Origin of the sequence: Flavobacterium xueshanense, assembly GCF_900112975.1 — a bacterium.
GTDB lineage: Bacteria > Bacteroidota > Bacteroidia > Flavobacteriales > Flavobacteriaceae > Flavobacterium > Flavobacterium xueshanense.
On record NZ_FONQ01000007.1, the window covers coordinates 87,994 to 100,073 of the forward strand.

General features: G+C 30.8%; 11 protein-coding genes and 1 pseudogene. 7 read left to right on the plus strand and 5 right to left on the minus strand.

Features of this window, described 5'->3' with window-relative positions:
• Positions 1 to 159 precede the first annotated feature (159 nt).
• The gene (locus tag BMZ76_RS08475; protein ID WP_091204879.1) at positions 160 to 1,047 is read right to left on the minus strand and encodes an AraC family transcriptional regulator; all 888 of its coding nucleotides are present in this window, start codon (positions 1,045 to 1,047) and stop codon (positions 160 to 162) included.
• A gap of 883 nt (positions 1,048 to 1,930) precedes the next feature.
• On the opposite strand from BMZ76_RS08475, the pseudogene tnpA reads away from it, so the two are divergent.
• Both tnpA and kdsB read left to right on the plus strand, forming a co-directional pair.
• Positions 1,931 to 2,356, plus strand: a pseudogene (tnpA, locus tag BMZ76_RS08480) (IS200/IS605 family transposase).
• A 509-nt stretch (positions 2,357 to 2,865) separates the two neighbouring features.
• Positions 2,866 to 3,591 (plus strand): 3-deoxy-manno-octulosonate cytidylyltransferase, encoded by a 726-nt coding sequence (kdsB, locus tag BMZ76_RS08485; protein WP_091204882.1) that lies wholly within the window; start codon positions 2,866 to 2,868, stop codon positions 3,589 to 3,591.
• Here the strand turns inward: kdsB and BMZ76_RS08490 are convergent, their stop codons facing one another.
• Entirely contained in the window at positions 3,592 to 4,302 is a 711-nt protein-coding gene (locus BMZ76_RS08490; protein WP_091204886.1) for a potassium channel family protein, read from the minus strand.
• 104 nt (positions 4,303 to 4,406) lie between these two features.
• Positions 4,407 to 5,072 carry a spermidine synthase gene (locus BMZ76_RS08495; RefSeq protein WP_091204889.1) on the minus strand — a complete coding sequence of 222 codons (666 nt, stop codon included), beginning with the start codon at positions 5,070 to 5,072 and terminating at the stop codon, positions 4,407 to 4,409.
• A gap of 60 nt (positions 5,073 to 5,132) precedes the next feature.
• Here BMZ76_RS08495 and BMZ76_RS08500 point away from each other — a divergent pair, with 60 nt between their 5' ends.
• Positions 5,133 to 5,687 (plus strand): 1-acyl-sn-glycerol-3-phosphate acyltransferase, encoded by a 555-nt coding sequence (locus BMZ76_RS08500; RefSeq protein ID WP_091204891.1) that lies wholly within the window; start codon positions 5,133 to 5,135, stop codon positions 5,685 to 5,687.
• Between the two features lie 203 nt (positions 5,688 to 5,890).
• Here the strand turns inward: BMZ76_RS08500 and BMZ76_RS08505 are convergent, their stop codons facing one another.
• A complete protein-coding gene (locus BMZ76_RS08505) occupies positions 5,891 to 6,367 on the minus strand; it encodes a helix-turn-helix domain-containing protein (RefSeq protein ID WP_091204893.1) in 477 nt (158 codons plus the stop codon).
• Between the two features lie 311 nt (positions 6,368 to 6,678).
• Here BMZ76_RS08505 and BMZ76_RS08510 point away from each other — a divergent pair, with 311 nt between their 5' ends.
• The 4 genes from BMZ76_RS08510 to BMZ76_RS08525 all read left to right on the plus strand — a co-directional run bounded on the left by BMZ76_RS08510 (position 6,679) and on the right by BMZ76_RS08525 (position 11,593).
• The gene (locus tag BMZ76_RS08510; protein WP_091204895.1) at positions 6,679 to 7,833 is read left to right on the plus strand and encodes a M14 family metallopeptidase; all 1,155 of its coding nucleotides are present in this window, start codon (positions 6,679 to 6,681) and stop codon (positions 7,831 to 7,833) included.
• A 76-nt stretch (positions 7,834 to 7,909) separates the two neighbouring features.
• On the plus strand, positions 7,910 to 8,389 hold the full coding sequence (locus tag BMZ76_RS08515; RefSeq protein ID WP_072943262.1) for an Lrp/AsnC family transcriptional regulator: 480 nt from the start codon (positions 7,910 to 7,912) through the stop codon (positions 8,387 to 8,389).
• Between the two features lie 92 nt (positions 8,390 to 8,481).
• Positions 8,482 to 11,067 (plus strand): phosphoenolpyruvate carboxylase, encoded by a 2,586-nt coding sequence (locus tag BMZ76_RS08520; RefSeq protein ID WP_091204897.1) that lies wholly within the window; start codon positions 8,482 to 8,484, stop codon positions 11,065 to 11,067.
• 10 nt (positions 11,068 to 11,077) lie between these two features.
• Positions 11,078 to 11,593 (plus strand): DinB family protein, encoded by a 516-nt coding sequence (locus BMZ76_RS08525; RefSeq protein WP_091204899.1) that lies wholly within the window; start codon positions 11,078 to 11,080, stop codon positions 11,591 to 11,593.
• A 1-nt stretch (position 11,594) separates the two neighbouring features.
• On the opposite strand, the gene BMZ76_RS08530 is transcribed toward BMZ76_RS08525, so the two are convergent.
• Positions 11,595 to 12,071, minus strand: coding sequence for a DNA-deoxyinosine glycosylase (locus BMZ76_RS08530; protein WP_091204901.1), 477 nt, complete (start codon positions 12,069 to 12,071; stop codon positions 11,595 to 11,597).
• Between the last annotated feature and the right edge of the window lie 9 nt (positions 12,072 to 12,080).

Below are 12,080 nucleotides of genomic sequence, written 5' to 3' on the forward strand. Positions count from 1 at the left end.
CAGGATACAATTATGTTTTTGATTCCCATGTGTAAAATCAAACGAAATAATTATCCTACTATCGCTATTTTGAAATAGCAGTTTGTATATATTTGATTAGTAATAATTACTGATGCAAAGATATATCTGAAGGGAGGGAGGAATGTTATATAAACAAGACTATGCGGTATAAATTTGCGCCAATCCGTTTTGAAGGTCGGTTGGAGTTTCTTTTAATTTTGCTTTTACAAATTTATTAAGTGCAGATGGGGAACTAAACCCAAGATCAAATGCGATTTCTTTGTGAGAGTGATCAGAAAACAATAATTGTCTTTTAATTTCAATAATAATGCGGTTATGAATTGCATTTATTGCGGTTTCTCCAGAATATTTTTTAGTTAGAGCATTGAGCTTTTTAGTGCTAATAAAAAGTTTTAATGCATAATATTGCACGCTGCGCTCACTTTTATATTGATGGTTTAAAAGTTTTTTAAAAGCAATATAAATATTTTGATTTTTTCCTTGCGTGTCGTGATGCAAAACAGGATGTTGGCCGTGTATTGATTCTATAAGTCCTAAAAGAAAAATTTTGATGTAAAAACGAGCCTGTTCTTTTTTAACAAGGCTTGGGGCGTTATAAATATCTTGTATGTTCTTTATAATTGGGAGGACTTTTTTTAATTCTGGTCCAGAAAGTGCAGTGTTATTAAGGTGTACCGATAGATTAACATTATAAGCACTGAGTTCATTTTTCAATATATCCGAACAAAACAATACTTCTTCAAATAATATAATTTTGCCAACCAAATCATTACTCAGATTTGAAAAAAAATGGATTTGATCCGGAAATATAATAGAGATATTTCCTGATTTCAATAAATATATTTTATCTTCAATGTGTACTTTAATATTTCCAGACTCAACTAAAATAATACAAAAATGATCTTTTTTATGTGGTTGAAAATAATCTTGAATACTTGCTGTCTCGAGGTCAAAAACCCGAAACGACAAATTTTTATCATCCATTTTCTGAATGTTTTTCTTGATCTCAAACCTTTTTAAGTACATAGGATTTTTTTTATATCAGTGCTCAGCGCGATCAAATCAGCAACTCAAATCAATCAAGTTCACTAGGATATCATGTGCAGTGATACTCGCAATGATAATTTATTAAATTCAAAAAAATATTTTTCTGCTCGCATTTCGTTACCATATTTATAGTCAAAGTATAATATCAGATAAACGAAGTAGCAATAAATTTACGTAAAACAGTAATTTACAAAGATACACTTTTCTTAATTTTAAGAGAATAATTAAGCCTAAAATTAGGCTCAAACTGGATTTATTACTGTTCTTACGTCAGTAACAAGGAATTTTATTTTACACTTTGATTGGAAAAATAAGTAAATTGACCACTCGATTCCAATGCAAATGGACCACCAGTTATCGGATAAATGTATTGGGTTATTTTATATCCTTAAAACAAAAAATAATAACTAAGAAATAGAAAGAAAGAGGTAAAAAGTGAACTAAGAACAAGTATATTGATAAAAAATAAATTCAATTTAATTGTATCCTACTTTTGTTTTTTAAGGTTTTAAAAAAATAGTAAAAAAGTTAAATTTAACTAAAATAAATCTTGATTTTTAATAACTTAAGCGATTGAAAAGAACTTATTTCAGCAGTTTTTTATTTCATTTTTTAGTTTCAAAAACGCTTCAAATTTTTTTTTTAGGGTATAATTGAATCAGGAATTCCTTAATAATAGGTTTTTTTTGAAAGAAAACCACATTTGGTTACCTACAAACCCGGGCAATATAGAGATCGTCAATTGTGTTTGAAACAATAAATACTTTAGATTTATTGGTCCTAAAAATAGTTAAAACTATACACTTTAATGCATTTTGCTTTTAGCTTCTAAAAATGTACATAGTAAGATATGGATTTTTAAATATCAAATAAACATAAAGTATCAAGATTAACCGTTCATATAATTTGGGCTACAAAGTACAGCTATGGAGTTTTGCACGAGGATATTAAAATGCGATGCAGAACTATTTTGATACAAATAAGTGAAGGGGAAGGCGTTCAGATATTAAAAAGAGTAGTGTCAAAAGATCATGTCCACATGCATATTGAATATCGACCTTCCCAGGATGTAAGCACTTCGGTTAAATTACTGAAAGGGCGTTCTTCAAGAAAACTAAAAATTGAATTCCTAGATCTAAAAAAAAGATATTGAGGGCCTCATTTTTGGACTATAGGTTTTGGATGTTGGAGTACGGGTAATATCACAGATATAATGGTAAATCAATATTTGGAACATCACAGAAACCTGAATGAAAATAATAATGACAACTTCATAATTGAAGACTAGCAACCGTGCAGACTTTAAGTCTGCCAACCAAATCTATGGACTTACAGTCCATAGTGGTTTATTTAATTAAAACAGGATATTTTTTTATCATTAAATTTGGGTTTGACCATTAAGACAGCCACATTTTTCTCTTCTCTATTTTTCGATTTGTGCTGATAGCAAGGAATAAGAACTGATAAACAGATAGTAGTGTTTTTAATAAACTTGAAAGTAATTTTAAATTCATTAATTCGTATGGTTTTCAGGCGAGGTAGCATTGAATATTGACAAAAAGAACTATTTTTGAAAGTATGTACGTTACTAATTATTTTTTATTTTATGCTTTTTAGTGATATTAGTACCATGCAAAATAGTTGCAGTTTTGGGATCATACTTGGTTTTTACGGATTTTTTTTAAGAATAAAAATAAAAAAAGAATTCATTACAGAATTAATGGATGAAGACCAAACGCATTATTAGTAAAATAAAAAAATCATACTACCTTAGCGCATCAGCAATTCCGTATAAAAATGAAAATAATAGCAGTTATTCCCGCCCGTTATGCCTCAACACGATTTCCAGCTAAACTGATGCAGGATTTGGGAGGTAAAACGGTTATTTTAAGAACTTATGAAGCCGCCGTAAACACGCAATTATTTGACGATGTTTTTGTGGTAACGGATTCGGATTTAATTTATAACGAAATCGTTTCTCACAAGGGAAAAGCCATCAAAAGTATCAAAGAACACGAATCAGGAAGTGATCGGATTGCAGAAGCTGTCGAAAATATGGACGTTGATATTGTAATTAATGTGCAAGGAGATGAACCGTTTATTGATTCGGAACCTTTGGCAAAAGTCATTGAAGTTTTTAGAAATGATTTGGATAAAAAAGTAGATTTGGCTTCCTTGATGCGTGAAATTACAAATGAAGACGACATCAATAATCCCAATAATGTAAAAGTGGTTGTGGATCAAAATGGATTCGCTTTGTACTTTTCGCGTTCGGTAATTCCGTATCCAAGAGAGAAAAATGTGGGCGTACGATACATGCAACATATCGGGATTTATGCTTTTAGAAAACAAGCCTTATTAGATTTTTACAGTTTGCCGATGCAATCTTTGGAAGCATCCGAAAAACTGGAACAATTGCGTTACCTAGAATTTGGAAAACGAATAAAAATGGTGGAAACAACTCATATTGGAATCGGAATTGACACTCCGGAAGATTTAGAAAAAGCTAGGAAAATGCTGTAATTATTCCAGGTTATCGTGATCGAAATAGCCTTTCGTTTTTACTTTGGTGGAAAAGAAATTCAAGAAAAGTACAATAAAGAACAGAAACAATAAGGCTTGTGTAGTTACTAGAAATTTCCCAATTGTGGTAATAGGGTACAAATCACCATAGCCAATAGATGAGGATGTTACGATACTAAAGTAAACTGCATCAAACCAATGAAAAAACGGTTTGTTCATATAACGGTCAATTGAATAAAAAACGGCATAAGCAAATGCAATCTCTAAATAATTAAAGAAAAGCAACAACATTGATCTCTTGTACGAACGTGGTTTTGAAAATAAATCAGAAGCAAAAATTAATGTTGGAATGTAAAAAACAGTTTCCAAAAATACATAAACAAGAATCCAAATGAGCCACTGATGGCTTTGCCAATGATTTACTAAAATCACTATTGGAAAAACCACTTTAAGTAAAACATAGAAATCCAAAGCTAAATCCTGATATTCGACTCCTTTTTTGCTGGCCCAATATTTAATGTAAATTCCGGGAAAAAGCAATTGGGAAGAAGCAAGGATCAAACGCACTATTTTTTCAATTCCATTGTCTTCCTGATGATCATTATTCCAAATGGATTGAATATTTTGTATTCGTTTTTGAATCGGATTAAATTTTGGTTGAAAACCTTGTGACGTTTTTCCTAGAAGCAGTTTTTTTACAATTTTTTTCATTCCATCAGAGTATTAAATAACGCTATGTAAGAGTACAAAATAATTGTGTTTCTTCAAGACTATTGGATTGCAAATTTTCAGAAAGAACATTTAGGATTCATTATTTAATTTAACTTTTCGATTACAATCAATTCATTATGAACTTCAACTCTAGGAATGGTTTTTATTTGAAATTGACTTTTGAAAAACTCGGAGACGTATTTTTTATTCCTTACATTTTGACTTTCATTCAATAGCATTGTATTGAAAAGGATAAAACCATGATTTTTTAATAGCGAGCAAACTCTATTGGTGAAAAAAGTTTCAAATAAAAAATTAGGCATTGCTGTATCTTGAAAAATATCAATTATAATTAAATCGTATTTGGTTTTAGTTTTCAAAACAAATTCGAAAGCATCAGCAATTACAATTTCAAGATTTTTCACTTCATCTAATTTAAAATAGGTGTTGGCTATTTTAATTATTTCGGGGTCAATTTCAACTCCGGTAATTTTTCCTTTGTATTTTATTTCATCAACCAATGTTTTGATAACGCTTCCGCCGGCAACTCCCAAAACTAAAATATGATTCATTGGAACTATTTTTTCATAACCAATGTTTTTTAATCCTAATCTCAAAATACGTTGTAAACTGCCGTACGAATAATTGGCATTTTCAGAATCTAAAACTAATTCGCCATTAGTCCAAGTCACTTCAATCGATTTACTTAAAGCAGATTTCGTTTCATAAACTTTAATCGGAATTAAATAACTAAATATTTTTTTAATCATTGGAGCAGTTTTATTCAAAAATAAGATATAAATTATTTATTTTGTATGAAATAATAAAGAATGAAAAAACAATTTTACAAATGGATATTTTTCAAGCTCATGGGTTGGAAAATAGTTGGAGGTATTGATGCAAATATCAAAAAATGTGTGATGATAGTGATGCCGCATACGAGTGCGCACGATTTTTATTTGGGCATTTTCATCAGAGGAATAACCGGCTTAGAAATGAACTGGATGGGTAAAAAGGAATTATTCCGCTTTCCTTTCGGATTTTATTTTAGATATATGGGCGGGGAACCACTGGATCGTTCTGGAGGTTTGAACAAAGTCGATTCTATTGCGGCTATTTTTCAAAGAAAAGAAATTTTTCGTTTGGCTGTTGCTCCTGAGGGAACTCGTGAAAAAGTTACAAAACTAAAAACAGGATTTTATTATATCGCTTTAAAAGCAAATGTTCCTATAATTCCGATCACATTTGATTTTGGAAGAAAAGAAGTGAATTTAGGAAATCCAGTTTTACCTTCAGGAGATATCGGAAGTGATATGGATATTTTGAAGAAACATTATAAAGGTGTAAAAGGCAAAATCGAGGAAAATGGATACTCATTTGAATAACTGTTGAATATTTTTGAAAAAAAAATAAAGGTGGACAAGTTTTGACTTATAGTTATCCAACGGCTTCAGGTGATTTTGCACCAATAAATCTAAGAGCCGAAGCAGGCGTAACTTCAGTTTTTGTTCTTAGGAAATAGAATTGTCTTTAAGTTTAAAATAGTGAATAACCCCAATTTAGAAATCTGAATTGGGGTTATTTACTTTTAATCGGGAACATAACTTTTAAAAGTTCCATTTTTATAAAAAATTACGATTTTATCAATGGCACCAGAATATGATTCTTTTGCGCTATTTTGATTTTCTGTTTTTTTTATTTCCAATTCGGGAATCGGATTTGGGATTTTTATTTCCGAAAATAAATTCTCAGGAATTATTTCAGTATTCGGTGGAGTAGGAATATTTTGTTTTCCAATGTACTCAGCATTGTTTTCTTTTATATCTAACTGTTCCGAATTTTTTGGAAAAGTTCCTTTTCCATTCAAAATCCAATACAAATCTACATCAGGAAAAACATCTAATATTTTAAGTATAAAGTCCAAACTGGGTTTGTTTCTTCCTGACAACAGGTGCGACAAACTGGAGCGCTGTACACCAATTCTGTCCGCAAAAGAAGAAGCATTCAAGCTGTAATAATCCAGTATAATTTCTAATCTTTTTATAAAATCTTCTATGTTTACCATTGTAAATTAGTATTATAAATTAACTATTCACAAATGTAATTAAAATAGATTGAAATACCTAAATTACAACTGTAAATCGATTTTAATTGATGTATTTTATTAAAGTATTTTAAAAGGTAATTACATTTAAAACACTGATAAATAAATATTTAAATTATATAAAATAAATTGATAACATTTGTCAATTAAAGGAAGATAAGTCATTATAGCTTCTTACAGATAATTGTTTACATTCTTGAAATATTTTGAATTTAAATAGTTTACAAATGTAAATACAAAGATGTTTACTTTTGTAAATCAAATAAAACAGCATGAATTTAGAACAATTATTCAGTCAATATAAAGAAGAGACTATTCACGGTCGTTACATAACTTTAGATTCGATTGAGCCACTACTTCAAAAATTAAACACCAATAATCAACTTAAAATTATTGGGAAATCAGTGCTCGGAAAATCTATTTATTCGTACCAAATCGGAGAAGGTAAAACTAGAATTTTCCTATGGTCACAAATGCATGGAAATGAAAGTACCACTACGAAAGCATTATTTGACTTTTTAAATGTGTTGCAGAGTGGTTCTGAATTGGCACAACAATTATTAAATTCATTTACTTTTTACAGTATTCCAATGTTGAATCCTGATGGTGCCAAGTTATATACTAGAGAAAATGCCAACAAAGTAGATTTAAATCGCGATTCGAATGAGCTGACCCAGCCAGAAAGTAAGCTATTAAGAGCGGTTTTTGAATCTTTTAATCCAGATTATTGCTTTAATCTTCATGATCAGCGTACGATTTTTGGCGTAAGCGATACCGGAAAACAGGCAACACTGTCGTTTTTAGCGCCTTCTTATAACCGAGAACGGGAAATAAACGAGTCCCGATTGAAAGCTATCAATTTGATTGCGAGTATAAATGAGGTGCTTCAAGAGTATTTACCAAATCAAATTGGACGTTTTGATGATTCTTTCAATATCAACTGTATTGGAGATAAATTTCAATATTTGGGAGTTCCCACATTATTATTTGAAGCAGGTCATTTCCCAAACGATTATGAAAGAGAGGAAACCCGTAAATATGTTTTTATGGCGTTAATCTCGAGTTTTACTACACTGAGCGAAAACGTTATAGTTAGCAACGGAATCACCAAATATTTGAATATTCCTCAAAATAAAGTCGTTTTTTATGATTTTATGTATAAAAACATCAAAATAAATTATGATGGTATCGAAATAATCACCAATTTTGCAGCACAATACAAAGAAGAGTTAATTGAAAATCAGATTTGTTTTAATGCTCATGTTTCACAGATAGGCGATTTAGAAAATTATTTTGGTCATTTTGAATATGACGCTGAAGGTGCGTCATACAAAAATAATTTTGATTCAATTCCTAAATTAAACCAAAAAGCTGATTTTTATTTAGATAATGACATAAAATTTGTTAACGGAATGATAAAAATATAATATTTATGTCTTTTTGTTGTTTTTATGTATAATTTTATACTTTGTTATAGTAATTAATAATATTAATTTAAGAATTATGAGTAAATTTCGTTTAGATGAAGTAGATCACCAGATTTTAGATATGTTGATAGACAATACAAGAGTTCCATTTACGGATATTGCAAAAAAATTATTGATTTCTGCAGGAACTGTGCATGTCAGAGTAAAAAAAATGGAAGATGCCGGAATTATTATGGGATCTTCATTAGTTCTTGATTATGATAAATTGGGATACTCTTTTATCGCTTATGTTGGTGTTTTTCTGAATAACACCTCTCAAACAAAATTTGTTTTGGAACGTATCAACGAAATTCCATTTGTAACGGTAGCTTCAGTAACCACAGGAAAATTTAATATTTTTTGTAAAATTAGAGCTAAAGATACTAAACATGCAAAAGATGTTATCTTCATGATTGATGATATTGATGGAGTGTATAGAACTGAAACGATGATCTCACTTGAGGAAAGCATAAACGACAAGAAGCGCTTGATGCACACTATTTTCAAAAATATGTAATTATCTTGAATGCGCTATATATAAATATAACCTCAAGTTTATTCTTGGGGTTTTTTTTATGACAAATTAACTAAACCAACTACAACTAAATTATGTACACACTCCCTAAAATTGAACGTTTCAATCAAGACGTTCTCTCTAAATACCATATTTACAATAGTGTTTTTATCACATTGCCGTTTCACTCCATAGATAACACGGGAGCTTTACTTCCTTTGTTTACAGATATTTGTGATACAGGATTTAAAAAGCAAGAAACTCCGAAAGAAATTGTTGATTTTTTTGCCAAAAGGTATTTACATGATCCCTCAGAAACAGAGAAAATTGATATCATGTTTCGTTTTATTCAATATATCGAACGCCAAATTGTTCTGTTTGACGCCATTGAAGATGCTGCCTTCCCGGTTATTCACAATATGGAAGGAAGAGGGTCGTTGAGGGATATCAAAGAAAAATCAGATGCAAAAGATAAGGAAGAAGAGTTGATTGATTTTTTGGAGGATTTCAATGTAAGGACTGTTTTGACCGCGCATCCTACACAATTCTATCCTGGTGCTGTTCTTGGAATTATTAATGATTTGACAGAGGCGATTCGTAAAAATGACTTACTTAATATTAAGCAATTACTGGCTCAATTAGGTAAAACTCCTTTTATTCAAAATGAAAAACCAAACCCTTTTGATGAAGCAGTAAGTTTGATTTGGTATCTCGAAAATGTATTTTACCAAACTTCCGGTGAGATGGTGCAGTACGTGCAAAAGAATATTTTTAACGGTAATTCCATAAAGAATCCATTGATTAAACTTGGATTTTGGCCTGGAGGTGACCGCGATGGAAATCCATTTGTGACTACTGAAATAACTCTCAAAGTAGCGGAACGCTTGCGAACTTCTATTTTGAAATGTTATTATATCGAAATTAGGAATTTAAAAAGAAAGCTAACCTTTTCAGGAGTAAATACTTTAGTGACTGAACTGGAACAAAAACTTTATAGGTCTGTATTTTATTCTACAGGAGAAATTTTCATTACTTTGGATGAATTCAAATCACAATTAAATAAAATTAAACAAATAATTATCGACCAGCATCAATCGTTATATTTGGATGAATTGGACGCACTATTAATAAAAGTAAATTTATTTGGATTTCATTTTGCTTCATTAGATATACGGCAGAACAGTAAAATTCATGATGCTGTGTTCAAAGATATAGTGGATTTTTATTTAAAAACAAATGCCTCTGTTTTTCCGGAAAATTATTTTGAATTAACAGAAGAAGAAAAGTTTAAGGTATTGTCAAATACAAACGGAAATCTTGATGCTGCTGTGTTTTCAAATGAAATGACTCGTTTAACAATCGAATCCATTCAAGCGGTAAAAACAATTCAGGAAAAAAATGGTGAATTTGGTGCAAATCGATACATAATTAGTAACAATGAAAGTGCGCTCAATGTGATGGAGACCTTTGCATTATTCCGTTTAAGTAATTGGGAAAATCCTCCCGTTGATATTATTCCTCTTTTCGAATCAATTGATGATTTGCAGAATGCGCATGAAATCATGGAGAAATTATATACGAATCCCGCTTATGCAGCACATTTGATGAATAGAAACAATAAGCAAACGATAATGCTTGGTTTCTCTGACGGGACAAAAGATGGAGGGTATTTAATGGCGAATTGGAGTATTTATAAGGCGAAAGAAGAACTTACTGCAATCTCCAGAAAATATGGCGTAAAAGCAATTTTCTTTGATGGTCGTGGAGGCCCGCCCGCTCGTGGAGGTGGAAAAACACATAAATTCTATGCTTCTTTAGGTCCAAATATTGAAAACAATGAAATTCAGGTTACAGTGCAAGGACAGACTATTAGCTCGAATTTTGGAACCTTAGATTCATGCCGTTATAACTTAGAGAATTTGTTAAGTGCCGGTGTAACGAATCAAGTTTTTAATAAAGGGGAAAATGAATTGATTTTGGACGAAAAAAATATATTGGATCAATTGGCAGGTTTTGGTTATGAAAAGTATTTGAGTTTTAAAAATCATCCTAAATTTATTCCTTATTTGGAACAAATGAGCACGTTAAAATATTATGCTAAAACTAATATTGGCAGCCGACCGTCTAAAAGAAGTAAATCAGAACATTTGGATTTTGCTGATTTACGTGCGATTCCTTTTGTGGGTTCCTGGAGTCAGTTGAAGCAAAATGTACCTGGATTTTTTGGAGTAGGTACTGCCTTAAAGCATTTTGAAGATACAAATCAATGGGATAAAGTTCAGAATTTATATGATAATTCTATGTTCTTTAAAACCTTGTTAGAAAACAGTATGATGTCATTGGCAAAATCATTTTTCCCATTAACAGCTTACATGAAAAAAGACCCTCAATTTGGTGTTTTTTGGCAAATTATTTACGACGAGTTTTTAGAAACAAAACGATTACTTTTGAAAATTGCAGGTCATAAAGAGCTTATGGAAAACTATCCTGATGGTAAAGCATCGATACAAATAAGAGAACGTATAGTATTGCCATTGTTGACTATACAACAATATGCATTACTTCGTATTAATGAATTAAATAAAGAGGATAAACCAGATGAAGCTTTAATAAAAGTGTACGAAAAAATTGTTACCCGTTCCCTCTTTGGAAATACAAATGCCAGTAGAAACTCCGCTTAAAAGATAAAAAATGAAATCAACACAATTACCCGTAAACGAATATGCATCTTTTTATGCTCCTTATATAAACGCTTTAGGAGAAGTAAATTTGATGGAAGAATTAGAAATTTCATTGCATGATTTTATCCGTTTTGTTCAAAATATTCCAATGGATAAGTTTGATTACAGATATGCGGAAGGGAAGTGGAATATCAAAGAGATTATTCAACATGTAATTGATACCGAGCGCATTTTTGCGTATCGCGCATTGCGTATTTCCAGAAATAACGAAACACCTTTACCAGGTTTTGACGAAAATTATTATGTGGCGAATACTGAAGCTGCCAATAGAAGTATTCAGGATTTACTGACTGAATTTTCAGCTGTGCGACATTCAAATTTGTTTCTTTTTAAAAGTTTATCTGAAGAACAATTAAGGAGGATTGGAATCGCTTCGAATGCAGCTGTTTCAGTTCGTGCGATTGGTTTTATTATGATTGGACATCAAAAACACCATCAAAAAGTTTTCGAAGAAAGATATTTGTAACTTATTTAATACAAGTTGACCAGATTTTCAGCTTGTTTTCGAATGACATTGTATTTGCAGGACTAGTAGAAGGCATCTCATAATATAGGAAGCCTTCTATTTTTCCAAATTTCTTCAAAAAGTATCTTTGACTTTCTTTTCCGTTAAAAATGATGGTTGTAATTCGGGGAAATTCTTTGAAAAATGTTTCAAAATCATTTTCTTTATGATTTTTAATGTGAATATCCAAACTTCCTTTTCTTTCACAATTTTCTAAAACATCCCAAAGTCCAATGTTATTTGCTTGAAGTAATTGTTTTTTTTCTTGGAATACTTCAGCTATTGGTAAATTATCGAATAACGTGTACATTATTTTCCAGAAATGATTTCTTTTGTGCGCATAATATTCCTGTTTTTCGAGTGATGCGATGCCGGGCATTGTACCTAGAATCAAAATCTCGGTTTTGGAATTTACAAAAGGAGGAAAGGATTGTATCATGTAAAATTT

Excerpts from the sequence above, each read along its gene's own strand:
- BMZ76_RS08520 (WP_091204897.1), top strand. The coding sequence starts at position 8,482 with ATGTACACACTCCCTAAAATTGAACGTTTCAATCAAGACGTTCTCTCT.
- BMZ76_RS08490 (WP_091204886.1), bottom strand. The coding sequence starts at position 4,302 with ATGAAAAAAATTGTAAAAAAACTGCTTCTAGGAAAAACGTCACAAGGT.
- BMZ76_RS08510 (WP_091204895.1), top strand. The coding sequence starts at position 6,679 with ATGAATTTAGAACAATTATTCAGTCAATATAAAGAAGAGACTATTCAC.
- BMZ76_RS08525 (WP_091204899.1), top strand. The coding sequence starts at position 11,078 with ATGAAATCAACACAATTACCCGTAAACGAATATGCATCTTTTTATGCT.
- BMZ76_RS08495 (WP_091204889.1), bottom strand. The coding sequence starts at position 5,072 with ATGATTAAAAAAATATTTAGTTATTTAATTCCGATTAAAGTTTATGAA.
- kdsB (WP_091204882.1), top strand. The coding sequence starts at position 2,866 with ATGAAAATAATAGCAGTTATTCCCGCCCGTTATGCCTCAACACGATTT.
- BMZ76_RS08515 (WP_072943262.1), top strand. The coding sequence starts at position 7,910 with ATGAGTAAATTTCGTTTAGATGAAGTAGATCACCAGATTTTAGATATG.
- BMZ76_RS08530 (WP_091204901.1), bottom strand. The coding sequence starts at position 12,071 with ATGATACAATCCTTTCCTCCTTTTGTAAATTCCAAAACCGAGATTTTG.
- BMZ76_RS08505 (WP_091204893.1), bottom strand. The coding sequence starts at position 6,367 with ATGGTAAACATAGAAGATTTTATAAAAAGATTAGAAATTATACTGGAT.
- BMZ76_RS08500 (WP_091204891.1), top strand. The coding sequence starts at position 5,133 with ATGAAAAAACAATTTTACAAATGGATATTTTTCAAGCTCATGGGTTGG.
- BMZ76_RS08475 (WP_091204879.1), bottom strand. The coding sequence starts at position 1,047 with ATGTACTTAAAAAGGTTTGAGATCAAGAAAAACATTCAGAAAATGGAT.